This is a genomic window from Bacillus sp. EB106-04-04-XG123, from assembly GCF_058791855.1.
Map to the genome: position 1 here is coordinate 802,839 of NZ_JBYTDZ010000001.1, position 25,364 is coordinate 828,202.

The 25,364-nt window shown below is 42.2% G+C and carries 23 protein-coding genes and 1 riboswitch; of the genes, 8 read left to right on the plus strand and 15 right to left on the minus strand.

Going from position 1 to position 25,364, the window contains the following annotated elements; all coding sequences use genetic code 11:
- Nucleotides 1-40: 40 nt before the first annotated feature.
- Nucleotides 41-190 (plus strand): hypothetical protein, encoded by a 150-nt coding sequence (locus AC3WTB_RS04255; RefSeq protein ID WP_024425069.1) that lies wholly within the window; start codon nucleotides 41-43, stop codon nucleotides 188-190.
- Nucleotides 187-378: a DUF3813 domain-containing protein gene (locus AC3WTB_RS04260; protein WP_024425070.1), complete on the plus strand. Its 192-nt coding sequence runs from the start codon at nucleotides 187-189 to the stop codon at nucleotides 376-378. The genes AC3WTB_RS04255 and AC3WTB_RS04260 overlap by 4 nt, the downstream gene beginning before the upstream one ends.
- A 50-nt stretch (nucleotides 379-428) precedes the next feature.
- On the opposite strand, the gene AC3WTB_RS04265 is transcribed toward AC3WTB_RS04260, so the two are convergent.
- Both AC3WTB_RS04265 and AC3WTB_RS04270 read right to left on the minus strand, forming a co-directional pair.
- Nucleotides 429-884, minus strand: a complete 456-nt coding sequence (locus tag AC3WTB_RS04265) for a BsuPI-related putative proteinase inhibitor (RefSeq protein WP_039177744.1) — start codon at nucleotides 882-884, stop codon at nucleotides 429-431.
- A 14-nt stretch (nucleotides 885-898) separates the two neighbouring features.
- On the minus strand, nucleotides 899-1,741 hold the full coding sequence (locus AC3WTB_RS04270; protein WP_039177740.1) for a YitT family protein: 843 nt from the start codon (nucleotides 1,739-1,741) through the stop codon (nucleotides 899-901).
- Nucleotides 1,742-1,880: 139 nt separating this feature from the next.
- Here AC3WTB_RS04270 and AC3WTB_RS04275 point away from each other — a divergent pair, with 139 nt between their 5' ends.
- Complete coding sequence (locus AC3WTB_RS04275) at nucleotides 1,881-2,732, plus strand: DegV family protein (RefSeq protein WP_039177737.1); 852 nt, start codon at nucleotides 1,881-1,883, stop codon at nucleotides 2,730-2,732.
- Nucleotides 2,733-2,779: 47 nt separating this feature from the next.
- Here AC3WTB_RS04275 and AC3WTB_RS04280 read toward each other — a convergent pair whose 3' ends face one another.
- The 3 genes from AC3WTB_RS04280 to AC3WTB_RS04290 all read right to left on the minus strand — a co-directional run bounded on the left by AC3WTB_RS04280 (nucleotide 2,780) and on the right by AC3WTB_RS04290 (nucleotide 6,595).
- Nucleotides 2,780-4,429, minus strand: coding sequence for a methyl-accepting chemotaxis protein (locus AC3WTB_RS04280; RefSeq protein ID WP_144495216.1), 1,650 nt, complete (start codon nucleotides 4,427-4,429; stop codon nucleotides 2,780-2,782).
- Nucleotides 4,426-5,403 carry a BMP family lipoprotein gene (locus tag AC3WTB_RS04285; RefSeq protein ID WP_492333371.1) on the minus strand — a complete coding sequence of 326 codons (978 nt, stop codon included), beginning with the start codon at nucleotides 5,401-5,403 and terminating at the stop codon, nucleotides 4,426-4,428. Before AC3WTB_RS04285 ends, AC3WTB_RS04280 begins: the two co-directional genes overlap by 4 nt.
- A 343-nt stretch (nucleotides 5,404-5,746) precedes the next feature.
- A complete protein-coding gene (locus tag AC3WTB_RS04290) occupies nucleotides 5,747-6,595 on the minus strand; it encodes a CvfB family protein (protein WP_041089776.1) in 849 nt (282 codons plus the stop codon).
- 237 nt (nucleotides 6,596-6,832) lie between these two features.
- Here AC3WTB_RS04290 and AC3WTB_RS04295 point away from each other — a divergent pair, with 237 nt between their 5' ends.
- The 4 genes from AC3WTB_RS04295 to AC3WTB_RS04310 all read left to right on the plus strand — a co-directional run bounded on the left by AC3WTB_RS04295 (nucleotide 6,833) and on the right by AC3WTB_RS04310 (nucleotide 13,848).
- On the plus strand, nucleotides 6,833-7,324 hold the full coding sequence (locus tag AC3WTB_RS04295; RefSeq protein WP_012009527.1) for a YajQ family cyclic di-GMP-binding protein: 492 nt from the start codon (nucleotides 6,833-6,835) through the stop codon (nucleotides 7,322-7,324).
- 81 nt (nucleotides 7,325-7,405) lie between these two features.
- A riboswitch (SAM riboswitch) is annotated at nucleotides 7,406-7,524 on the plus strand.
- Between the two features lie 78 nt (nucleotides 7,525-7,602).
- Complete coding sequence (locus tag AC3WTB_RS04300) at nucleotides 7,603-9,444, plus strand: bifunctional homocysteine S-methyltransferase/methylenetetrahydrofolate reductase (RefSeq protein ID WP_492333372.1); 1,842 nt, start codon at nucleotides 7,603-7,605, stop codon at nucleotides 9,442-9,444.
- Nucleotides 9,428-12,856, plus strand: coding sequence for a methionine synthase (gene metH / locus AC3WTB_RS04305; protein WP_492333373.1), 3,429 nt, complete (start codon nucleotides 9,428-9,430; stop codon nucleotides 12,854-12,856). Before AC3WTB_RS04300 ends, metH begins: the two co-directional genes overlap by 17 nt.
- Before the next feature lie 134 nt (nucleotides 12,857-12,990).
- Nucleotides 12,991-13,848 carry a GNAT family N-acetyltransferase gene (locus AC3WTB_RS04310; protein WP_492333374.1) on the plus strand — a complete coding sequence of 286 codons (858 nt, stop codon included), beginning with the start codon at nucleotides 12,991-12,993 and terminating at the stop codon, nucleotides 13,846-13,848.
- A 217-nt stretch (nucleotides 13,849-14,065) separates the two neighbouring features.
- Here the strand turns inward: AC3WTB_RS04310 and AC3WTB_RS04315 are convergent, their stop codons facing one another.
- The 6 genes from AC3WTB_RS04315 to AC3WTB_RS04340 are packed head-to-tail and all read right to left on the minus strand — an operon-like array spanning nucleotide 14,066 to nucleotide 22,367.
- A complete protein-coding gene (locus AC3WTB_RS04315; RefSeq protein WP_492333375.1) occupies nucleotides 14,066-15,880 on the minus strand; it encodes an IucA/IucC family protein in 1,815 nt (604 codons plus the stop codon).
- A 13-nt stretch (nucleotides 15,881-15,893) separates the two neighbouring features.
- Nucleotides 15,894-17,243, minus strand: a complete 1,350-nt coding sequence (locus tag AC3WTB_RS04320) for a lysine N(6)-hydroxylase/L-ornithine N(5)-oxygenase family protein (RefSeq protein WP_492333376.1) — start codon at nucleotides 17,241-17,243, stop codon at nucleotides 15,894-15,896.
- Entirely contained in the window at nucleotides 17,218-17,772 is a 555-nt protein-coding gene (locus AC3WTB_RS04325) for a GNAT family N-acetyltransferase (protein ID WP_492333377.1), read from the minus strand. The genes AC3WTB_RS04320 and AC3WTB_RS04325 overlap by 26 nt, the downstream gene beginning before the upstream one ends.
- Entirely contained in the window at nucleotides 17,769-19,550 is a 1,782-nt protein-coding gene (locus AC3WTB_RS04330) for an IucA/IucC family protein (RefSeq protein WP_492333378.1), read from the minus strand. Before AC3WTB_RS04330 ends, AC3WTB_RS04325 begins: the two co-directional genes overlap by 4 nt.
- Complete coding sequence (locus AC3WTB_RS04335) at nucleotides 19,547-21,034, minus strand: pyridoxal phosphate-dependent decarboxylase family protein (RefSeq protein WP_492333379.1); 1,488 nt, start codon at nucleotides 21,032-21,034, stop codon at nucleotides 19,547-19,549. Before AC3WTB_RS04335 ends, AC3WTB_RS04330 begins: the two co-directional genes overlap by 4 nt.
- A complete protein-coding gene (locus AC3WTB_RS04340) occupies nucleotides 21,021-22,367 on the minus strand; it encodes an aspartate aminotransferase family protein (RefSeq protein WP_039177704.1) in 1,347 nt (448 codons plus the stop codon). The genes AC3WTB_RS04335 and AC3WTB_RS04340 overlap by 14 nt, the downstream gene beginning before the upstream one ends.
- A gap of 387 nt (nucleotides 22,368-22,754) precedes the next feature.
- On the opposite strand from AC3WTB_RS04340, the gene AC3WTB_RS04345 reads away from it, so the two are divergent.
- On the plus strand, nucleotides 22,755-23,291 hold the full coding sequence (locus AC3WTB_RS04345) for a serine O-acetyltransferase (RefSeq protein ID WP_440602034.1): 537 nt from the start codon (nucleotides 22,755-22,757) through the stop codon (nucleotides 23,289-23,291).
- Here AC3WTB_RS04345 and AC3WTB_RS04350 read toward each other — a convergent pair.
- The 4 genes from AC3WTB_RS04350 to AC3WTB_RS04365 form a co-directional block, all read right to left on the minus strand.
- The gene (locus AC3WTB_RS04350) at nucleotides 23,286-23,543 is read right to left on the minus strand and encodes a hypothetical protein (protein ID WP_039177699.1); all 258 of its coding nucleotides are present in this window, start codon (nucleotides 23,541-23,543) and stop codon (nucleotides 23,286-23,288) included. The genes AC3WTB_RS04345 and AC3WTB_RS04350 overlap by 6 nt on opposite strands.
- Nucleotides 23,544-23,577: 34 nt before the next feature.
- A complete protein-coding gene (locus tag AC3WTB_RS04355) occupies nucleotides 23,578-23,853 on the minus strand; it encodes a hypothetical protein (protein WP_059374898.1) in 276 nt (91 codons plus the stop codon).
- Nucleotides 23,854-23,915: 62 nt separating this feature from the next.
- Entirely contained in the window at nucleotides 23,916-24,473 is a 558-nt protein-coding gene (locus AC3WTB_RS04360) for a GNAT family N-acetyltransferase (protein ID WP_058838824.1), read from the minus strand.
- Nucleotides 24,474-24,487: 14 nt separating this feature from the next.
- Entirely contained in the window at nucleotides 24,488-25,354 is an 867-nt protein-coding gene (locus AC3WTB_RS04365; RefSeq protein ID WP_286099025.1) for an AraC family transcriptional regulator, read from the minus strand.
- Nucleotides 25,355-25,364 lie beyond the last annotated feature (10 nt).

Consider the following 25,364-nt stretch of genomic DNA (forward strand, 5'->3'; position numbering starts at 1 on the left):
CAGGTTGTCCTGTCAGCTTGTGTAAAGGGGCGGATTCCGAATGGGTAAAAGAAGCAAATCGAAACGCTTTATACAACAAGGTAAAGATTCAGTCAGTCTTCATGACGCACGTTTTCCTTACCGTTCGACACTTGAAGAAGCGTCAGACAGAGGAAATATGAAGACTGATGCTTCTGGAGGTTCATTGTGAGAAACGAACTTTTTGATCAAGCCAAATCATTTACTGAAGAAGCTCTTACTTCTTCATTTTCATCTGGGTTAGAGCGTCAACAGGCAGTCAAACGAGCGAAAAATGCCGTATCCTCTGCATTTGCCAATTCGACAGATGCAGAAAGAAACCAGCTGCATACCTTCCAAGACTTGCTTGATGATCTCTGACATAAAAAAGCTGTCCACATTTGATGGACAGCTTTTTCTAATTCCCTTGCTTATTTGACTTGGAATGTTTTCTTCTCCGTGATTTGTTTCAGCCCTTCTGCTTTTCCTTTAAACGTTACAACCGCTTCGTATGTTCCGGGCTTTACACCGTTTGACCACGTGTCTTGAAAATCATAGGCCTCGCCTTTTTTCAGCACAAAAGTTTGGATGGCCTGTGTGAACATACGGTCTTTCGAATAGCGATATTGTTCGTTCCCGTTTTCGTCATACACACTGAGCTCGAATTTTTGGCTTGTGTTAAAGGTAAATTCAATATCTCGATCTGATTCATTTTTCAGTGACATGTTAAATTGAACTGAAGAACCTTTCTGGACGGGGTCTACTGTGAGTACAACCGTTTTTTCTCCCATTTGACCGGAAACCTCCTTGTCTGGTTCATCCTTTTTTTGTTGTCCACAAGCGGCTAAAAACAATAGAATGAGAAGAAGTACCAACCCTTTTTTCATCTGCTACCCACCTTTTAATCTCGTCTGAAAAATCCAAGAATATTGGTTGTCTGCACAATATTTGTAAAGGCTTTTGGATCGACTTCTTTAATAATTTGTTCAAGTTCATACAGCTCATACCTTGTAATGACGATCACCATCATTTCCTTTTGCTCGTTGGTGAATGCGCCTTTTGCAGGTACAGTTGTAATACCTCTGACCATTTTTCCGTAAATGGCTTCTTTGATTTCATCTGCTTTTTTCGTCACAATCATCGCGGTCAGCTTCTCATGTCTTGTATGGATGGCATCAATGACCCTTGTGGTCACATATAATGTGACAAGCGTATATAATGCTTTCTCCCAACCTTGTAATAATCCTGCTGTAAAAATGATGATTCCATTTAAAATGAAGAAATACGTGCCAACTGGTTTGTCTTTCCATTTTGCTAATACCATAGCAACGATGTCGAGTCCACCTGTCGATGCCCCGTATTTGAGCGTGATCCCAATCCCTACGGCGGATATGACACCGCCAAACACAGCATTTAATAAAATATCATGGGAAACACTCGTTTCTGGTAAAACGCCAAGGAAAATGGTTGTTAGTGCAACACTGATGATGCTGTACAAAGTAAAGGAACGGCCAACTTTCATCCAGCCTAAAATGCCGACTGGAATGTTTAAAATAAATAATAGAATCCCTGTTGATACATAAAATGGCGCATATTGATCGATTAAGCTGGATAGCAGCTGGGCTACCCCTGTAAAACCGCTCGCATATACGTCAGCTGGGATTAAGAATAAATTCAGTCCAATCGCATTGAGTAATGCACCAATAACGACGACAATGAGTTTTTTTGCTTCTCCAATGAACATGTTGTCATTCCTCCACTTACCATTCTCTCTATGGTTTTCCCTAAAATTTAGAATTTGAACACGAAAAGATGATTTCTATGATATAGTTAGGCTAAAAAGATGTAAAATATGGCTTATTTTTTAGAAAGAAGGGATTTATATGACTGTTCATATCATAGCAGACAGTGCTGCTGATCTGCCTCTTTCTTATTATGATGAACATAACATAACACTCATTCCGCTCCGCGTGTTGCTTGGCGAGCAGGAATTTGAGGATTTGATCACCATTGAACCAAAACAAGTATTTGATGCGATGAGACAAGGAGCCAGTCCAAAAACGTCACAGGCTTCACCAAACCGAATCAAGGAAGCCTTTGTCTCTGCCGCTCAAACCCATACATCTGCCATCTATGTCGCTTTTTCATCAGAGCTTTCAGGTACATATCAGACAGCTATGATGATGGCAAATGAAGTGAAGGAAGAATATCCTGATTTTGATTTACGAATCATTGATTCTAAATGCGCTTCACTCGGCTATGGGCTTGCTGTCAAACACGCTCAGTCACTTGCCATTGACGGAAATACAATACAAGAAATTGAAACGTCTGTAAAGCATTTTTGTGAATCTTTACAACATATTTTTACTGTAGACGATTTAACGTATTTAGCAAGAGGCGGAAGAATCAGTAAAGCGTCCGCATTTGTGGGCGGTTTGTTAAGCATTAAACCCATTTTACATGTCGAAGATGGAAAACTCATCCCGCTAGAAAAAATCCGCGGACGTAAAAAGCTGCTGAAACGCATTATCGAACTAATGAAAGAACGCGGAACGGATTGGCCTAATCAAACGGTGGGCATTAGTCATGGTGATGATCCTGCACTTGCAGAAGACATGAAACAACTGATTGAAGACGAATTTCATCCTAAAGAAATTGATATTCATATCATCGGCGCCGCTGTTGGGTCGCATTCAGGACCTAGCACGCTTGCGATCTTTTTTACAGGCAAATGATCATAAAAAGCACCCTTCCCTGACACAACACGGGAAGGGTGTTTTTCTTATGAAAGTTTAAATCGCTGGACGGTTTCATTTAACCTTGCCGTCATACTCATCAATTCTTCGACCTGTTTGTTCATCTGATGGAACGATTGCAGCTGTTCATTGGCTGAGGCAGAAATTTCTTCGCTGCCAGCTGCTGTTTCTTCTACTACTGCACTAATATTTTCAATCGAGTGCAGTACTTGTCCGCCAAGTTCTGTTGATTGGATAATTTGGTCATTTAAGACCGCCATTTCTTGTTTAATATGCTGCGCTTTTGTTTCTATATCTTCAAAGGAGTGTGAGGTTTTGTCCATCGCATCCTGCTGCTGAAGTGAAAGCTTGACCCCTTCTTGAACCGTTTGACTAATGGATTGAATCCCTCTTTCAATATGACTGACCATGTCAAAAATTTGTCTTGTTGCATTAGACGATTCATCGGCAAGCTTGCGAATTTCATCTGCTACAACGGCAAAGCCTTTTCCAGCTTCGCCTGCTCTTGCCGCTTCAATGGCTGCGTTTAAGGAAAGTAAGTTTGTTTGGTCCGCAATGTCAGAAACCGTTTTGGCCATGGCTGAGATTCCGCTGGCGTATTGCGTGAATTCTCCTGCTGATTCTTCGATTTGTCTCGTGGCATGTGTATTTTTTTCAATCGCTGATTTTGTTTCTGTTAACGTGTGCTTTCCGCTTTCTACGGCTTCGATGGCATCCTCTGTACTGCGGATGACCGTTTGTGATCGTTCGGAATTTTTACGTCCATGCTGGTCCATTTTCTCAATCAAGCTGACGCCATGCTGGAGATCTTCTGAAATCGCTTGTGACCCATTGGCCATTTCGTCTGTTGAGACAGATACTTGATTGGCAGATTCCATCATCTTTTTATTTTCATCATTCAGGTGGATCGAGAATGTCTCTACTCGGCTTGAGACATGGCTGATTTCTTTAATCAAACTAATCAACTGATCTGTCATTTGATTAAAGGATTCATTCAAGCCTCCGATTTCATCCTTACGCTGAATATCCGTCCGCTCCACAGCAAGATTTCCTTCTGCGATCTGCTTTGCTCTGTAGGATATTGATTTGATAGGTGTCACGATGGATCGCGTTAGTCCAATATTCAAAAAGACGGCAATGACAATCAGTGTGAGGGCTGAGACGAGTGCACTTGTAATAATCCATTGAACATTGTCTGCTGCATCCTCTAGATTTTGTTTATACGCTTCTTCTGCTCTTTTATTCATCGTATGCACATCATTTAAAACGCCATCAATTCTTGCTGCCACACGTCTTGCATCCGAGGCGTTTTTTTCGCCAATGGCATTGTTGGCTTCTTTGGTCCATGTGTCATATTTTGAATTTAACCTTGTTAATGCCTCTTTGTTCAAATTTCCTGCATGCTTGTTTAACGTTTGCAGCTGTTTTTTTGCTGTAGAAATATCGTTTTGAACGATCTCTAGCTGTTCATCTGAAAGTGTCATCGAATAATTGGTCATCGCTTGCTCGACACTTTCAAAACTTGCCTTCGTTTTTTGTACGTTTAATAAGGTTTGGACATCTGCTTCATTTGATGATTGGATCTTTGTCATGCTGACAATGATAAAGGCGATAACGCCAACTGCTAAAAGAAGTGAGATAAGTGAGTTGAGTAAAATTTTGACGCGTAAACTCATGATGCGCCCCCCTCTTCTTTTAGAAGCGTCTGCTTCAGACCATTTAATTTTTTGGTCAGTGTCTCAGCATTTTTCAAGATCCGGATTTTTGCCATATCGATTCCATCATTGCTTAAGTCATAGACAACATGTCCGCTTTTAATTTGATTGTTCTTGACGACCTGTTCGCTGAATTGATAAACCACTTCATCGACTTTTTTCACCATAGATGAAATGACCGCTTTTTCCGCAGTATAATACTGATCGCTGTCAACACCAATGGCATATTTGCCTTGCGATTGCGCTTCTTTTAATACACCAACACCTGAATAACCGGCTGCAGCATATAAAACGTCTGCTTTCTTTTTGATCATATCTTTGGCTATTTTACCGCCCTTGCCTGCATCACTAAATGTACCGGCATAGGTAGATAAGATTTTGATTTTGGGATTGACTGATTTGGCGCCTTTTTGAAACCCTTTTTCAAAACGATGAATGACGTCTGCATCAACACCGCCAACAAATCCAATGACATCGCTTTTTGTTGTCATCGCAGCAAGTGCACCTGCTAAATAGCTGCCTTCCTCTTCTTTAAACGTCACAGAAGTCACATTTTTCAGCTCAGATACGGCATCAATCAGAAGGAACTGCTTCTTCGGATATTTTTTCGCGACTTTTTCTAGGTCTTCTTGCATACTAAAACCTACACCGATAATGAGATCATTACCATCTTTTACGAGTTCTGTCAGCCCTTTTTCATATGTATCAGTTTCTGCAATTTCTCTATAATCAAATTCAATGCCAAGCTCATCACGTGCTTTTTCTAATCCTTTAAATGATGAATCGTTAAATGATTGATCACCAAGACCATCATCTGTGAGCATAACGCCAATATGCTTCGCAGTTGATTTTGGCGCCCCCTCCTGTTGATTACCGCATGCGGCGAGCACCATAAGCATAGCTGCCATCAGAAGCAATGAAATCTTCACTTTCATCCAAAAACACACTCCTTTTATCATCCTTACTCCTTTTTTATCGGATTTGAGGGGCGTTGTTTCAATGATATAGTGAAGGTTTTCATGACTTTTTTCATAGAAAAAATCCATTATTTAAGACAAAAATAAAAAAGTGAGCAAATGCTCACTTTTAGATCATTGACAAAGGGCTAAAATGAACTTTATTTTAGAACTTTGTCTTCTTTTCAGCGTGACCTGAAAACCTTTGCAGCCCTAGGAAGGACGAGTACCGGAGCGGAGCGAATTTGACATTCGTGAGCACCGGCACGCAGGACTGACACCGAATGCGAGGGTTTGTCTGCACGCTGAAGTGAGCAAATGCTCACTTTTTCTCGTATGTCCAGCCTTCTTTTTGATAAACGAGATCATTTTTCATCAGATGACCTAGTGCTCGTTTAAAGGCTGCTTTGCTCATTTGAAATCTTTCGCGGATATCCTCTGGATCACTTTTGTCTCCGTAAGGCATGGCGCCGTTTCTTGTTCTCATATAGGTTAAAATTTCTTCTGCATCGACAGATAATGCATCCTGTTTTCTAGGAAGCAGAGAAACGTTCACGGTTCCATCCTCTTTCACTGCAATAACTCGTCCCGTAACGGTCGATCCTAGTCTTGGCTCTTCTTTTCGTTCCGTGCGGTGAATAAACCCTCGCACGCCTGTATCTGTCAGCATAAAAGAACCTGTCGCAATTAAACGATAGATTGTTCCAGTAATTTCTTTGTTCATTAAGGTTTCTGGTGCCTCAGTAAACAATTCACTGATCACGTCTTCTGTGGCTGGTTTTGCGAACATTCTGCCGTAACTTGTGACTTTCAGCATACAGTAGAGTTTGTCTCCTTTTTTCGGCCATGCTTCCTCAAATGGCGGGAGGTGTTCTGTTGCTACAAGTGCATCCTTTGACAGTCCAACATCGACAAATGCGCCCATGTCTTCTACCACGTCTACAACTTCTACCCAGCCGTATGTATGTGCGTTAATTGTAGGGATTTTCATTGTGGCAGCTAGTCTTTCTTCATGATCTACATATAAATAGACCTCTACTTCATCTCGGTCATCAAGATCCTCTGTCATTTCACTGCGGTGCAGGAGGACCGAATCTTCACCATCTGTCAAAAAGTAGCCGTATTCCATTTCGTTCTCTATTTGCAAGGTCAGTTGCTCACCTGGTCTCATGTTCTCTTCCTTCCTATCTGCCCATAAAAGAGCGTTCGTTCATCTTTTGATTCACTTTATTCTACTATACTTCTCCCCGCATGAACATCTCTAGTTCTGTTAGCTAAAGTGGACAAACTGAACACGATTTATACCGCAGCCGGCTGAACTCTTTGCCTCATCTCTTCGATAAAGTTTCTTCTTCGCCTATTGGCATGATAAAATAGACGCAATATCAATACTTGGAGGTCATGTGTGATGGCAAAAGAAAGCTCATTTGACATTGTATCGAAAGTCGAACTGCCTGAGGTGCAAAACGCTGTTCAAGCAGCGCTGAAAGAAATTAAAAACCGTTATGATTTTAAAGGAAGTAAAAGTGACATTTCTCTCGAAAAAGAAGAACTTGTTCTCATTTCTGATGATGACTTCAAGCTTGAGCAGCTAAAAGATGTACTTGTGACAAAGCTTATCAAACGAAATGTACCAACTAAAAATATCGATTACGGAAAAACCGAGCATGCTCTTGGCGGTACAGTACGCCAGCGTGCGAAGCTGATCAGCGGGATTGATCAAGACAACGCTAAAAAGATCAACGCACTCATCAAGCAGTCTGGCATCAAAGTGAAATCACAATTTCAGGATGACCAAGTGCGTGTGACAGGGAAAAATAAAGATGATTTACAAGAGGTGATTTCTCTTATGCGTAAGGCTGATTTGCCGATCGATGTCCAATTTATAAATTTTCGATAAATTTCAAATTTTCCATTGATTATTTTTGCATTTTTCGTTACAGTTGATGGAAGTTCAATTCATTGACATGTTCATATTGCTTTCTTATCAAGAGAGGCAGAGGGACTGGCCCTGTGAAGCCTCAGCAACCGGTGTAGTAGAAATATATTTTCTATGACCAAGGTGCTAAATCCAGCAAGCAACTGCTTGGAAGATAAGGAGAAGAATTACGATACAGCCAAAAAGTCTTCTTCTTATCAGAAGGCTTTTTTTGTTACATAGAAATAAGGAGGAATACAATGGGCCTATTACAAGACTTACAAAATCGCGTACTGATAGCTGATGGAGCGATGGGAACACTTTTATACTCTTACGGCATTGACCGCTGTTTTGAAGAATTAAATTTATCGAAAGAGGATGAAGTGAAACGCGTACACGAAGCATATGTGCAGGCAGGCGCTGACATCATCCAAACGAACACATACGGTGCGAATTATATTAAACTATCCCGCTACGGCTTAGAGGAAGAAACGAAACGCATCAATACAAAAGCGGTACAAATTGCAAAAGCAGCCGCTGGCTCTGCCTATGTTCTCGGAACAATTGGCGGCATTCGAACGTTTAACAAAAATGCCTACTCTATAGAAGAAATCAAACGAAGCTTTAGAGAGCAGCTGTACATCCTATTAAATGAAGAGCCTGACGGATTATTGCTTGAAACGTATTATGACATAGAAGAAGCGAAGGCTGTTCTCCAAATTGCTCGCAAAGAAACGACTCTCCCGATTGTCATGAATGTCTCTATGCATGAACAAGGCGTTTTGCAGGATGGTACCCCGCTGAAGGATGGTTTATCTGAGTTATCATCTCTTGGTGCAGATGTCGTCGGCATCAACTGCAGGCTGGGCCCTTATCACATGATTCAGGCACTCGAAGGTGTTCCACTTTTAGAAAATTCGCATTTATCAGTCTATCCTAACAGCAGTCTCCCCTCTCTTGAAGAAGGCAGACTCGTCTATGATACAGATAACGATTATTTCCGAAAAAGTGCACTTGAATTTAGAAATCAGGGTGCACGCATTATCGGCGGCTGCTGTGGAACAACACCTCAGCATATTAGCGCAATGGCTGAAGCGGTCAAAGGTTTAGCACCGATCACTGAAAAAGAAGTGAAAGTGTTAAAAGAAGAAATCATTTCCATCCAAGATCAGCGCACTGAACCAGGTCTTGATGAGCTGGCTGTGAAAAAACGATCGATTATCGTAGAGCTCGATCCACCGAAGAAGCTGAACTTCGAAAGATTTCTCGTCGCTGCAAATGAATTAAAGAATGCTGGCATTGATGCGTTAACGTTAGCCGATAATTCTCTTGCAACTCCGCGCATTAGCAATGTCGCTTGCGGCGCATTATTAAAGCAGCAGCTTGATATGCGTTCTCTTGTTCATATCACATGCCGCGACCGTAATTTGATTGGGCTACAATCCCATTTAATGGGGCTCGACACTCTTGGATTAACCGATATTTTAGCGATCACAGGCGATCCATCTAAAATTGGAGACTTCCCAGGTGCAACATCTGTGTATGATTTAACCTCCTTTGATTTGATTCGTCTCATCAAGCAATTTAATGAAGGCCTTTCTTTCTCAGGAAAGCCTCTTGGCAAAAAGACCAATTTTTCAGTGGCTGGCGCGTTTAACCCAAATGTGCGTCATATAGATAAAGCGGTCAAACGTCTTGAGAAAAAAATCGAATACGGCGCTGATTATTTTATTTCACAGCCTGTTTATTCTGAAGAACAGCTTGTGAAAATTCATGAGGAAAGCCGCCACTTGGATAAACCTATTTACATCGGCATTATGCCGTTAACAAGCAGCCGAAATGCAGAGTTTATTCATCACGAAATTCCCGGCATCAAATTATCTGATTCTATTCGTGACATTATGGCTAAGGCTGGCGAGGATAAAGAAAAGCAGCGAGCAGAAGGTTTAGCGATTGCCCGCTCTTTATTAGATACAGCCTGCGAATTGTTTAATGGCATTTATTTAATTACTCCTTTCCTTCGATCAGATTTAACAGCAGAACTGACCACCTACATCCATCAGAAAGAAAAGGAGTCTAACATCCATGTCAACTATCACTGAACAGCTCAAAAAACGCATCCTCGTCCTTGATGGTGCAATGGGCACAATGATTCAAAACGCCAACCTGACAGCAGAGGACTTTGGCGGAGAAGAGTATGAGGGCTGTAACGAGTATTTGAATGTGACAGCCCCTCACATCATCCGTGCGATCCATAGGGAATACCTCGAAGCAAGTGCCGATCTCATTGAAACAAATACGTTCGGCGCGACAAAGCTCGTCCTTGATGAATATGGGCTTGGCCACCTTGCCTATGAACTCAATGTTCGAGCTGCACAGCTGGCAAAGGCTGAAGCAGACCGTTTCTCCACACCGGATAAGCCACGTTTTGTTGTAGGCGCAATGGGCCCAACAACGAAAACATTATCTGTAACAGGCGGCACAACCTTCAGTGAGCTCGTCAGAAACTATGAAGAACAGGCCCGCGCTCTAATTGACGGAAAGTGTGATGCCCTTCTTTTAGAAACAAGCCAAGACATGCTGAATGTAAAAGCTGGTTTCAAAGGAATTCAGGAAGCCTTTCAGAAGGCAGGCATTCAATTACCACTCATGGTATCAGGAACGATTGAACCGATGGGCACCACCCTTGCTGGTCAGGATATCGAAGCCTTTTATATCTCTCTTGAGCATATGAAACCCATCAGTGTGGGCCTGAACTGTGCGACTGGTCCAGAATTTATGACAGACCACATCCGCACGCTCTCCTCCATCGCAAAGTCAGCGGTGAGCTGCTATCCGAATGCTGGTCTCCCAGATGAAGAAGGCCAATATCATGAATCCCCTGCTTCTCTTGCTAAAAAAATCGCCGCCTTTGCTAAGGAAGGCTGGTTAAATATTGTCGGCGGCTGCTGTGGAACGACACCTGCACATATTCAAGCATTGTCAGATGAAGTACGCACGATTCAGCCGCGTCATATCACTCGAGAATCACCGCAGCATACCGTATCAGGAATTGAGCCTCTTATTTATGAGGATTCAATGCGTCCTCTTTTTGTAGGCGAACGGACCAATGTCATTGGTTCTCGCAAATTCAAACGGCTCATTGCGGAACAAAAGTTTGAAGAAGCAGCAGAAATTGCTCGTGCTCAGGTGAAAAATGGCGCTCACGTCGTTGATGTGTGTCTCGCCGATCCAGACCGTGATGAGGCAGCAGACATGGAAGGCTTTTTACAAGAAGCCATGAAAAAGGTGAAAGCCCCTTTTGTCATTGATTCAACGGATAAACACGTGATCGAAAAGGCACTCACCTATTCTCAAGGGAAAGCCATCATCAATTCTATTAATCTTGAGGATGGCGTGGAACGTTTTGAAGAGATTCTTCCTCTTGTGAAGCTATATGGCGGTGCACTTGTTGTTGGCACAATTGATGAAATAGGAATGGCTGTGACCGCAGAACGAAAGCTTGAAATTGCTATACGTTCGCATGATTTGTTAACGAAGGAATATGGAATTCCTGCAAGTGACATCATTTTTGATCCGCTTGTCTTTCCCGTAGGCACTGGAGACGAGCAATATATTGGCGCCGCTGAAGAAACGATCAAAGGCATTAAAATGATCAAGGAAACCCTGCCTGAGTGCCTCACCATTTTAGGCATCAGCAACGTATCTTTCGGACTTCCGCCTGTAGGCAGAGAAATCTTAAATGCCGTCTATTTATATCATTGCGTGCAAGCAGGGCTTGATTATGCCATTGTGAATACAGAAAAGCTTGAACGCTTCGCTTCCATTCCAAAGGAAGAAATCAAACTAGCTGAAACCTTACTTTATGAAACAAATGACCAAACACTGGCTGAATTCACCCAATTTTACCGCGGCAAAAAGAAAACGGAGAAAAAACCAAAGGTCTCCTTATCACTTGATGAAAGGCTGGCGCTCTACGTCGTCGAAGGAACGAAAGAAGGTCTCATCGATGATTTATCCCTTGCTTTGGAGCAATATGAATCGCCGCTTCATATTATCAATGGTCCGTTAATGCAGGGAATGGCTGAGGTTGGTCGTCTTTTTAATCAAAACGAACTGATTGTCGCCGAGGTGCTTCAATCAGCAGAGGTCATGAAAGCATCTGTTTCGTTCCTTGAGCAATATATGGAAAAGCAGCATGCCAGCGGGAAAGGAAAGATTCTTCTTGCGACCGTAAAAGGAGATGTCCATGATATCGGGAAAAACCTTGTCGACATCATTTTGAGCAATAACGGCTTTCAAGTAGTCGACCTCGGCATCAAGGTGACACCTCAAACATTGGTTGAAGCTGTGCAAAAGGAAAAACCAGATATGATCGGATTATCAGGCTTACTTGTAAAGTCCGCACAGCAAATGGTATTAACCGCTCAGGATTTACAAAAGGCCAATATTTCTGTTCCTATTTTGGTCGGCGGTGCTGCCCTGTCTCGCAAATTTACGAAAATGAAAATTTCGCCTCATTATGATGGACCTGTTCTTTATGCAAAAGATGCCATGGACGGTCTGTCATTAGCTAATGAGTTAAAAGTGAATCCACTGCAATTTCAAACAAAGCCCGAAGAGGAGCCAGTGGCACCTTTCAAGGAGAAAGAAGGAAAGCAGCCGAAAGCTGTCATTGAATTACTAGAAAAACGCGCAGCCCTTCCTCAGGCACCGGTATTTACGCCAGAAGATACCGCACGCCATTATGTGAGGGACATCGATTTGCATCATATTATGCCTTATGTGAATGAACAAATGCTCATTGGTCATCATCTCGGCTTAAAGGGAAAGGTCAAAACCTTATTAGCTGAACAGCATCCAAAAGCATTGGAATTAAAACAGCTTGTCACAGATCTTCTAAACGAAGGCAGAGAGAAAAACTGGTTTGCGCCAGCATTTGTGTATCAATTCTTCCCTGCCGGTTCAGACGGAAATGATTTGCATATTTATGATCCCGAAAAGCCTGACCGCATCATTGAAACGTTCCAATTTCCAAGGCAGGAGAAGCTCCCGTACCGCTCCATTTCTGATTATGTATGGAAAAGTGATGAAAACGAGAAAGATTATATTGCCTTATTCGCCGTCACAGCCGGCGCGCGTATAAGTAAAGTCGCGCAGCAATTTAAGCAGGAAGGAGATTATTTAAAAATGCATGCTGTCCAAGCTCTGGCACTTGAGCTTGCAGAAGGATTAGCTGAAAGAACCCACCAATTGATTCGTGACAAATGGGGCTTCCCTGACCCAGTTGATTTTACAATGGAAAAACGATTTCAAGCGAAATATCAAGGGCAGCGCTATTCCTTTGGTTATCCAGCGTGTCCAAATCTTGAGGACCAAGAAAAGCTGTTCAAGCTGCTTCAGCCTGAAAAAATCGGCATCCACCTGACAGAAGGATTCATGATGGAACCTGAAGCATCTGTTTCAGCGATCGTCGTCTCCCACCCTGAAGCTCGATATTTTAATGTTCATTAAGTCTAGAACCTCCGTGATTGGGGGTTCTTTTTTGATACACGCTGAGAGGAAAAGGATCTCCCTTTTCCTTTTTCTTATGCTTTCTTATGGTACGATACATATAGATGAAATCAGCTAAGAAGGAGTTGCGTGTATTGGAAAACGTTGTACAACGAACATTAACACTTGATGACATACCCGATCTTATCGAATTGTCAAAAGAGGTCGACTGGCCTGATTACAATGCGGATGAGCTTACATCTCTTTTAACAAACGGATATTTTACTGGTTTTTCAACAACGGATGGACAAGTCATCTCATGTGCGGGACTTTTCCAATATGAAAAAGCAGCATCAATTGGTGCAGTTATTGTATCTGAGACGCATCGCGGCTTAGGCCTTGCGCGGAAAATGATTGACACCCTGCTTCGCCGGAGCGATCAAAGCGTTCCTGTCGTTTTAACCGCTACTGTACAAGGACAGCCCGTTTATGAAAAAATCGGATTTCAAACGGCCGGCTACATTCATACATACAAAGCACAGAAAACAAATCCTACTGCGCTTCAGGTGTCAGATAAGATTCATCTGTCTCCCGCTGATGAAACTCATCTCCCGTCTATTGAAGCACTTGACGAAAAAGGTGCAGGTACCAATCGATCAAGCTTTATAAGAAAGCGAATGGATCGAGCATCGTTCCGGCTGATCGCACAGAATGAACATCATGAAACAATTGGCTTTGCATTTGGCATCGAAACCCCTGCTAATCTCATGATTGGACCGCTTACAGCAAACGATGAACAAACCGCTCTCTCGCTCATCCAATCACTCATCTCGTCTTATTCAGGGGCAATTCGTTTAGATATGCAGCAAGAAACAGCTGAACGCCTGCATGAAACACTTGTTGAAGCAGGATTTACAAAAACAAACGTAGCTCATTTTATGATGATTCGCGGAAAAGAAAAACTAAATGATCCCGCCCTTTTCTATTTCCTTGCCTCTCAAGCATTTTCTTAAAAAACAAACAAGCTGTAGACACTTGATGTCTACAGCTTCAGATTGTTGACAAAGGGCTAAAATGATCTTTATTTTAGCCCTTTGTCTTCTTTTCAGCGTGATAGAAAACCTTTGCAGTCTAGGAAGGGCGAGTACCGGCGCGGAGCGAATGTGACATTCGTGAGCACCGGCACGCAGACCTGACACCGAATGCGAGGGTTTGTCTACAGCTTTTCTATTACTTCTCTCCAACTGACGAAAGAACATGAGCGAGTGCATTTGTGACCTTCCCATGCTCTGATGCATGCGGGCGGTCATCTCCATCTCCATAGCCATAATCAATCATTCGATTACGATTTAAGCAAAGCTTTGTCAGCTTCGGCTGGAATAGATCAAATAATTCAAAACGATCTTTTAGCTGTGGGAATTGATTTTGATACTGCTGAATTTCTTCAGCAAGCAAACGCCAAAGAGTCGTTTCATCTAACAGATCGTGATTGTCTAATACGTTGGATACATAGCGCAGATTGCAAATAAATAATCCTGTAAAGATAAATTGTACTAGACCTTCTGGCGGCTCACTGCGCAGCACTTCTTTTAAATCTTCTTCTAGTGAAGCTAATTCAGGCAGCGGCTGGTCACTTATATTCACATCATCCACGAAATCTTTGATCGCTAAACGATGCGGCTGATGATTTTTTAACACAAGAATCGTATTTTGACCATGCGGTGAAAAGACTGTGCCGTATCGATACATAAAGTGCAAAAGCGGCGGCATCACGACATGGAAAAACTTCGCCATCCATTCTTTTGCGGAGAGACCTGATTTTTCAATCAACTGCTTGATATACGGCTCACCTTCATGATCCTCATATGTGAGTGCCGCAAGTGTAACAGGGCTCTCCCCTTCTTCTAAGTACGTATAAATGCTTTCTCTAAAAATGACACCGAGCATCTCAAGATATTGATACGGCGCACCAGGCAGTTTGCTGTAGTATGGATGATCGACATTGATACTTGCATTCTCACCTGGTAAAATGACGCGGCACACATCAGATAAAAATGAGTCTTGATCGGCAATCCCTTTAATATGCGCTGTAATGCGCGGGGCAATGACCGTACGTTCTGATGGAAGTCCACGGTACACAAGTGTATTTAAAATGCTCATTGGGAGTTTAATATGATGCTTGCCTTTGTTTGAGATATTTGTAAAGGTTCTGATCGACTGCTGCGGGATATATTGATCCAGCCCCTCTCCTAAATACACAATCCGGCGCAAGGCCAAATCTTCCGGAAAATGCTGAATAATCATATGCGTCCACTGCCACTGATGGACAGGCATCATATAATAGTCAGCTGCATTCAGTCCTTCATCCTTTAACACACGTTGAAATTGACGAATCGTGACTTCATCTAATTCTTTGGCGATCACCTGCTCATACTTTTCATGATCGACTGCATGGAATGTCGCAAGTTCCCTGTGAACAGCAATCCAAGACAGCTGCACACATTCTTGACGTTCTGGTGCATAGGCTAAGTAATCATCGTAGCTGAATCCTATACGTCCTTTGTTATACACAATCCAAGGATGGCCTGTCATTTCTCCTTCAATCCATGCATAATCCGTATCTGTCAGCTCATCCGCACGAAGCGCTTTTTTCGACAGCAAATGGACATCGGCTAACAAAGTATGGTGAAGCTCTTTGATAAGATGGCCTGTTGTGTCAGAGGACATTGGAATGATCGGCTGAATGTCTAGTAAAAACACAATGGCACTGACATCCTTTGACCACTTTCCATCCTGACAGCACTCAATTGATTCAGCGATTGTATCAAAACTATCAAACAACCGAGGTTTTGCCAGATAACGATATTTCTTATGTTCATGAATGATTAATTCATACTGGGCAATGCCATCCTTACGATCCAGCTCGACAGGATGAAGCATGTCCTCATACATGTATTCGGACAGCATTTTTGCCACCATACGCTGGTTTGCCTTTTTCCAAGCAGCAGGATTCACCGCTTTTTTCAATTCGTCTTGTACACTCATCGCTTCATCCTCCTTAACCTTTGATTTCTTCAAATGTGTGTGCGTTCTTGTGTGTACCAAATGTCTGGAAGACGTGCTTTTGATAAAGTGGATACACGGTTTGACGAGCAAGTTCATTGATGATCACACTGTTTCGATAAGCCCCCAGCCCCAAATCTGGAGCGCCGACCCCATGTGTATGAAGCTCTGCATTTTGTACAAAAATATCATTTTCACCCATCGTATTTGTTTTCAAACGATATTCACGTTCAACTTGGAAACGTCCTTGATCATCCCATTGAATGTGGTGAGAAATAGGGTTGATAAATGGCGGCAGAACGGATTGATAGCCAGTCGCCAATACAACAATATTCGTCTCATGCGTAAATGATTCTTCCTTGACCCATTGCGTGCAGGAAAGTGATAATCCGCCCGCTGTTTCCTCAATCAAGTTGACCTCCGTCATGGCTTGAAGCACTGTGTTCAACTGCGTTCCGCAGGCAGAACGTTCATAAAGCAAATGATAAATATCACGAATCATCGCCGAACTGATGCCTTTATACAGCAAGTCTTGCTGTTTTAATAACGCATCCTTTTTTGTTTGCGGAAGCTCATAAAAGAAATCAATATAGTCAGGGGAGAAATACTCAAGCCCTAGGTTTGAATATTCCATTGGGAAAAATCCTTTTGACCGTGTGAACCAGTGAATATCCTTCGCTTCATCATCTGATAAAATGTCATAAAACACTTCTGCTGCACTTTGACCAGAGCCGATAACTGTGACAGATTTCCCTTTGAAACAGCCTTCTTTCTTTCGTTTTAAATAGTCAGCTGAGTGAAAAACCTTCTCTCCTAATGCTGGCTGGAGCGATGCTGGCACTGCGGGCTGCGTGCCAATTCCTAAGACAAGATGTTTGCTTTCAAACACCTCTACAGTTTGGTCCTTCACATGACGGACATGCACTTCATACCGCTTTTCCCCTGCCTTTTCAATCAGTGAGACAGATTCGACGTTCATGCCAAATCGGCAAGAGTCTAACTGATCAGCGACCCAGCGGCAATAATGACTGTATTCCTTGCGCGGGATATGGAAGTCCTCTAGAAAGTAAAATGAATACAAACGGTTTTGTTCCTGCAAATAGTTGAGAAAGCTATATTTGCTTTTCACATCTACCATACTGACAAGGTCCGCTAAAAATGGGACTTGCAGTGTCGTTCCTTCAATGAGCATCCCTGGGTGCCAGTGAAAGGCTTCACTTCTTTCAAAAAACAAAGCGTCTATTTCATTTACCTCTTCAGATAATGCGGCAAGTCCGAGATTAAACGGGCCAATGCCGATCCCAATTACATCCACTATATTATTTTGCTTGTTGAACCGCGTCATGGTTATACTTCCTTTCGAATCGTTCTCGATCACAAAACATCAAAAGACCTGTTTTATCCGGTAAAGTGACTGGTTTTACACGTTCAAAGCCGCATTTTTCAAATACATGAATCATTTTTTCATTGCGAATATCCGGCTCAGCGACGATTTTTTCTGTTCGTTTGTTCTGCTCAAATTGAAATGCTGTCATTGCCTGAAGGAGCGGCGCAGCAAATCCTTTTCCCACATAATCCGGCTCCCCTATTAACAGGTGAATGCCTTGATCATGCGGAGAAGGCTCATAGTAGAATTCAATGACATCCCCTTTGACGTTATAAGCCTCAAAATAACTCATTGGCGTCCCATCAATCGTGCCTAAATAAAGGGTTTGATGCGGATCATGTATTGCCTGATAAAAATGCTTTTCAAAATCAGTAAACGGAATATTCAAATGCCAAAATGGGTGAACATACTCTTCTTGCATCCACTTATGAACAAGCTGGACGTCTCTTTCATATTCAGCACGAATAAACCTAATACGATGCCTCATCCAATCAGCGCCTCCTTATGTAAAAAGAGCGGATTCAAGACAGCTGTGTAACGAGACTGTGTTTCCAAAGAACCTGTCAGCTCATCCATATCTTCAAATCGTGTCAGCAAATTCGCTTTTGAAGGAAGTTCTTTTGAACGGAGAAGGCTGTTTGTCAGATCAGAAGCTCCGTACTTCTCCTCATGAGCAATCAATGCATCTCTCACGAGTGCCAGCAAGTCTTCTTCCTTTGCTAGTCCTTCTGTGCCAAAGCCATTAATGAGACCAAATAAATGATTAAAGAAGAAATAATAACGGAGTCTCTCAACGGCTACATCATCCGCACAAATGGTTTCACTTCTTACGCTCAAGTTTTGAACTAGATTTGCGAGCTTATCTTTTTTTGATTCACTATAATAGTAGCCTTGGTTATCACGGTAATAGAAGGTGTCTGGATAACCATCCTTCATTTGCACAACAGCATTTTGCTGATGGGCCTCGAGTGCAAGACCATACGTTTCAAATAGCCAGAGCATCGGCTTTAACGAAATGGTTAAGTATTGTTTAAACCAATCTTGGCTGACCGCTTCTGTTGACCGGCCTTCTGCATCTGCAAGTTTATGAATAATTCCTGCTAATCTTGATTTTCCTCCGTACGCATGATCCTGACATAGCCCAGCAATTAAGCTTGCGCCTTTTTCACGATGCAAGAATGGATTTTGACGAATGACCACTTCAAAGCCAGATTCCGCTTCATCTCCTCGAATAGATAGATATGCAGGATCTTCAATGACCCGGAATCCAGAGAATTTTTCATATAAAGAAACGCCTAATTCTGTTTTTAAGATGCGGGACATCTCTACTCCTCGATCCAGTTCCTTTTGTTTATTGATGCGTAACGAGTTCGTAATTTTCACAGGAACAGAGAATTTGAGCATGTAAGCAGAATCCTTTTGATAGACCGTTCTAAAGGATGAGGTCGCTGTGTATTCAGACCCCAGCGGTCCTAAATAAGTCAGTTTCCCCTCCTCTATATACCGCTTCACGAATGTCTTCTCCATGACCACTTTGACTTGCAGCGGATGAATTGGAATGAGCACATATTCTCCGTTTTCTGTTAACCTATTCAGTCTCTCTGTTTCTTCTGGCACTTGACGCGAAAGCTCTTCTAACATGAGACTTGCCGCAGGTTGTGAAATAGATGAATCCTGAAGCACAATCGAATGGTGCGCTTTAAAGTAATGAAGCTGGAAAGCCCCTTTCAGCTCAGGTGAATAGACGGCTTCCTCCTCTTCTGTCATCCCTTGTCTGCTTTTTGGTGTTGGATGTGTTAAATGTCCAAGGAGAAGTGACTGTTCAGCCTCGATGTACTCAAAATCAGCTTGAGATAAAGCAGCTTGATCACTTTCTCTCTCCCTTAAGAATCGTTCAATATTTCTGCAGCTTAAAATGATGCGAAGCATGAATTCATCCTCTGCATCTGTGCGGCCATATGCAATGAGAAGCTCCTTTGAACATAAAGCAACAAGTGTCGTGTAATCGACGATCGTCCCCTCTTGCTCGCTTCCACTCGGACGAAAGCGAATCGGAAAATCAAAGAGATGGCGGCCTACAGATGAAAAGTATCGGATCGGAATCACAAGCTCAAGGTCTTGCTTTGCTAGTTTTGCCACGAATACAAGCGAACCATCTGCTTTCGTCTCTTTTTTTGCAGATCGATCGATTCCTGTTTCACGTAAAAAACAGTTTAAAAAGCTTTGCATAGTTGCATTTTCAGCCATTTGTTTATATTGACTCAACGTAGTACCCTCCCGGATTGAATATGAGCGATCCCGATATCAACGATGTCAGAAAGGATTTCCTCAATATGTGTAATTGTCGTTCTCGGATTTAACAAAGTGAATTTCAAGCATGTTTGACCATCCACCACTGTTTTTGCAATGACAGCAGTTCCTGATGTGAATAGCGTTCGATGGATGATTTTATTGATGTCACCCGCACCCTTAAATCGAAACACTACTGCATTGATTTCTGGCTCAGGATTGATCACTTCAAGGTGATCATTGCTCTCGATAAGCGCAGCCACATCCTTCGCAAAATCAATGGTATGGTCAATCATGTCACCAAACCCTTCCTCCCCAATCAGACGAAGAGAAAGAAGCAATTTCAGTGCATCAAAACGGCGCGTCGTTTGGACAGATTTATGGACGAGATGTAGTATTCCATCCAGTTCATCTTCTTTTGGATTAAGATAATCTGCATGATAATTGATCAAGCCGAAATGCCTTTTATCCTTCAGCAGAAATGCTCCGCAGGAGATCGGCTGATAAAATTGTTTATGAAAGTCGATCGTGATGGAATCAGCCAGCTCAATACCGTCTAATTTATGTCGGTAGTTTTCACTTAATACAAGCGCTCCACCATAGGCAGCATCTGCGTGTATCCACAGACCGTATGGTTTGACGATGTCATACACATCTCGAACCGGGTCAATACTTCCAAAATCAGTCGTCCCGCAAGTCGCCACTAGCGCAAAAGGCAGGAGATCCTGTTCCTTTAACTCAACAAGTTTCTTCTTCAAATCGTTGAGGTCCATGCGGTGATGCTCATCTGTCTCTATCAGAACAACCGCCTGCTCCCCTAAGCCTAGCTGGGATGCAGATTTTTTCACAGTGAAGTGAGCATTCTTAGAGCAAAGAATTCTCATGCGGTGAGCCTCACTCGGCAAGCCTTTCTGCTGAACATTCCATTGCCATGTGTTTTCACAAAAAGCATCTCTTGCAAGAAGCAGCCCCATGTAGTTAGATTGGGTTCCACCGCTCGTAAATGTCCCATCTGCTAGATTTCCATAAGAAAACTTCGCACATAGCCACTTTAGAATTTCCTCCTCAACCAAAGATGCAATACCGCTTTGATCGAAGGAATCCATTGATTGGTTAAATGAACTTACTATCACCTCTGCGGCAAGCGCAGGTATAAGCGGCGGGCAATGCAAATGTGCCAAGCATTTAGGATGCGATACATCAACCAGATGTGGCAAAAGGTGCTGCTTTATATCTTGAAAGACAGATTCAATTGATTCGCCAGACGGTTGAAACTGAAATAATGATTCGACACTAGCCGCTAATTTCCCAGGCAATATTCCACTGTATGGTCCTTGGTCTTTTTGCCATTGGTCCAGTAAGCTGTCGAGAGATGTATGAAGAGCCGCTTGGAAGGACTCTCTTCCAAGCTGGCTTTGATTGATAAATAATGAATCCACAGAAGCTTTAGTTGATTGCATCGTATACGGCCTCTTTGAAAATAGCGATAACTTGTTCAAGCTGTTCTTCTGTCATGATCAATGGCGGTAAGAATCGAATGACGCTGCCGAAACGGCCTCCTGTCTCTACAATTAAGCCTTTATCGAAGCAATTCTTTTGAATGAGACTGGCTAGCTCAGGATTTGCTGGATAACTTCCATCCACATCCTGCTTTTCATTTGGATTAACTATTTCAGCACCAATCATTAATCCTCTTCCTCGAACATCACCGATAGCAGGTACATTTTTTTGAATGTCTTTTAGATGAGCCTGCATGCGATTCCCTAACTGGTCAACATGATCAAGCAGATTCGTTTCTTTTATAAATTTAAGCGTAGCGGTTCCTGCAGCCATTGCCATTTGATTTCCTCTAAATGTGCCAATGTGTGCCCCTGGATTCCATTGATCCAAATCTTTATCATAAATCACAACTGAAAGCGGCAGGCTTCCACCAATGGCTTTAGATAATACAATGACGTCTGGCACAATTCCTGCATGTTCAAAAGCAAACATCTTACCAGTTCGGCCAATGCCTGATTGAACCTCATCGATAATGAGCGGAATGCCTTTTTCATTTGTGATTCTTCTCATTTCTTGCATCCATTCAATAGATGCTGGAATTGAGCCTCCCTCACCTTGTACTGCTTCAAAGATCATACCTGCTGGCGGAAGAATTCCACTTTCAGGATCATTTAATACACGCTCAATATAAGAGCTGGAAATGCGGTGTGAATCTTTCCCGCCAATTCCGAATGGGCAGCGATATTCATATGGATAAGGCATGAAATGCACATCTGGGATTAACCCTTGCACTCTTTCCTTTGGAGACAAATTCCCGCTTAATGACATCGTTCCATGTGTCGCACCGTGATAAGCACCGTGGAAAGAAAGAATGGAACGATTTCCTGTCGCTGTCTTGACTAATTTAATCGCAGCTTCTATGGCATCACCGCCAGTTGGTCCACAAAATTGAATTTTTGCTCTCTTTGCAAACTCTTCTGGCAGGTGAGAAAAAATTTCATTCACAAACTCTTCTTTAATTTCTGAGGTTATGTCCAACGTATGCAATGGCCTTTTTTCATGAAGCATACGTTCAATCGCTTCTATCACAACCGGATGATTGTGGCCAAGTGCAAGTGTTCCTGCGCCTGCTAGACAGTCATAAAACTCTCTGCCATCCGCATCTGTCACGATCATGCCCTCGGCTTTTTGCATGGCTAATGGGAACCGTCTCGGGTAAGACCTTGCATTAGATTCTCTTTGACTTTGCTGCTCTAAAAATTGCTGATTTTTAGAAACGGTTTTGATGGACATAATAAAACACTCCTCCAATTGATAAAGATTATCATTTTCATTTACTAGCCTAGAGGATGTGAGATAGGAAAGTCAATTGTATTCAAAAAGATGATTCGAAAAGCATATGAATACAATATTCTCTTTTTAATGAGTATTTTCGAGTAATTTTTACAAACCTTACTGCCATAAGGAAATGGAACGCATGAGACGGATTGACATTGAAAAAAATTACAAATCATTTTTCCTGGTTCATTTGTTCTATTCAATTCAAAGCACTCATTTTATGCAGAAATTTGGATGAAATGAAGGTAGAAAATTGAAGAAATCACACTATTTTTTCTTGATATAAATGGTTTGGATGGTATAATTTCTCTGAAACATAAGGGGATGGAGAGGGGAATTTTGATGATTTTAACAAAGCAAGATCTTCACCATTACTTAACGCAGGATAAGAAAGCATTAGCTATCACGCACAGAAGGCCAAAATGGTTTGGGGACGATATATGGAAATATCAAAGGTATTTACGAAAATATGAATACTATTCTAATAGCGGTGCTACATTGCGCAAATGGTTTTACCGCTATTTACATAAAAAGAAAGGGATGCAGCTTGGCTTTGATATCCCGATTGGCGTCTTTGGCCCCGGCCTTAGAATCAATCATACTGGCCTCTTAATTGTGAATAAGCACGCAAAAATTGGGGCATTTTGTGATATTCATCAAGGGGTGAATATTGGTCAAAACCATTCCGAAAAGGATGTACCAACCATTGGAGATCACGTATGGATTGGGCCCGGTGCTAAGCTGTTTGGAGACATTTATATCGCAAATCATATCTCAATTGGAGCAAATGCCGTGGTGAATCATTCCTTTCATGAAGAGCAGATCGTTATTGCTGGTGTGCCGGCTCAAAAGGTAAAAGAAAAAGGCCCTTCTTCATGAAGGCGCCTGATAAAAAAGAATTACACCGATTAAAACAGAGATGAGCAGCATGAGATAAAACAAGATGGTTAAAATCAAGATCGTCCAGCCCAGCCCCTTCCTCTCTGTCTTGATCAAATAAATACCGAGTACGATGGTACTAAAAAGCACGCCTAAAATGGCCCACAGCCATTTGTCTTTGTGATGCTTTGGCGCATCAAACCATAAATAGATAGCAACAGCAAGTGAAACGAATAGACCCGTTATTCTCAAGATTAAACTCCCCCTTATTATGTATACGCGCTCTCTATGATGCGTTTGAGTATCCGATGATCAGCAACAGGAAGTAAAAGACATAGACTAGCATAACAATAGAATAGATGATGATGGACACGATCAGAACTGTCCAGCCCAATCCTTTTCTTCCTGTTTTGATGAGGTATATCCCAAATGCAAAGAGCCCGAATAAAAGACCTAAAATAGACCATAACCATTTATTTTTCCCATGTTTTGGTGCATCTATCAATAGATAGATTGCGACTAAAATAGAAACAAACCATCCAGTGATCCAGCCCACATTCATCTGCCACCCTTCTTCTTCAGTTCATTCCATTATACGATGCTTTTTTCCTAAAAAATAATGATTCAGAGGATATTGCGCGGGAGGCTTCGCCATTCTTCTCTCAGCATTCCGTAGCGCATCGAATCATAATACTCTCCTTGATAATAACGGACCTTTCTCAGTCTCCCCTCAAGGACAAATCCGCATTTCTCTGCGCACCGCATCATCCGTTCATTCCCTGACCAAGTGGTTAGACCAATTCGAGGGATATCAATATGCGTAAATAATACATCAATCCATAGATTTAATGCCTTTGTCCCAATGCCCCCGCTCCAAAAGCGTGAGTCATAAATGACAATGCCGCATTCAAGCCACCGTGTACGTTCATTCTCCCAATAATATGATACGGTACCTTTGATATCACCGTCTATTTCAATGCCATATAGCTTTTGGGGAATGGATTCATCCTGTAAGTAACGTTTCTTAAATGCAGAAAGCGGGATTTCGTGTTCATAAAAATAAGGGGCATTCCATTTTCGATAGGACTGGTCTGGTGCTTTAAATTTTAAATGCCACACTGCCTCTAAATCCGTTTCGGTTAATGGACGTATGTTTACAAGCTCTTCCTTTTCTCTTTTCATCTGTTCACGTTCCTTTACTTTGTCGTTCTTTTTGCTAGATGACGGTACTCAATCGGCGTCATGCCTTCATTTTGCCGAAACAGCTTAGAAAAATAAGTAGGGTCGTCAATGCCTACATGCTCTGCAATGGATGCGATTTTTTCATTTGTTGAGGCGAGCATGCTTTTAGCTTTTTCGATCTTGAGACGATGGCTGTACTGGTTTGGCGTCAATCCGTACACCGTCTGCATACACCTTGTCATGTAGTCAGGATGATAGTGCAGTTTCTCTGCAAGCTGCTCCATATGCAATTTCTCCATAAAGTGATGCTCAAGATAGTGAACCACTTCTGATGCGACAGTCTCCTTTGCACTTGGAATATGAAATGCTTCCTTTTGCAGGTGAATGAGCAGTTCCTCAAATAGAAGCTGTTTTTTCAGCGGAAGTTCAGATGCATCATGATTTAATGCGCTCATCGCTGAAAGGTGTTTTTCTAACACACTTCGTCCCTTCACTTTTCCTAAACGAGGCAGGCTAAATTCATATGTTGCCGGCTTTTCGAAGGTGGCTTGGTTTTGTTTCATATCAATCCAGTGTTCTCTTGGCCGGTTCGTCAGCTCAAATCGGTCAATTGAGAAATGCAGCCACTCATAGTAGGTATCCTCTTCACATGGCAGATGTCCGCCATGAGACAGGCCCGGTGAGAGAATCATATATTCACCTTCTTTTACGTGAAAAGCCTCCTCGTCCTCTGTCATCCATAGTTCACCTTTTGTGACATAGAGAAGATCAAATACAGTGAAGGTTCTTGAGATATGTCTTTCTCCTTGATGAAATATCCCTTTACCTGAAGCTATATAAATAGGAAACGGCGGTACAGTAAATGTAATAAATCGATTCATATTCATCCCC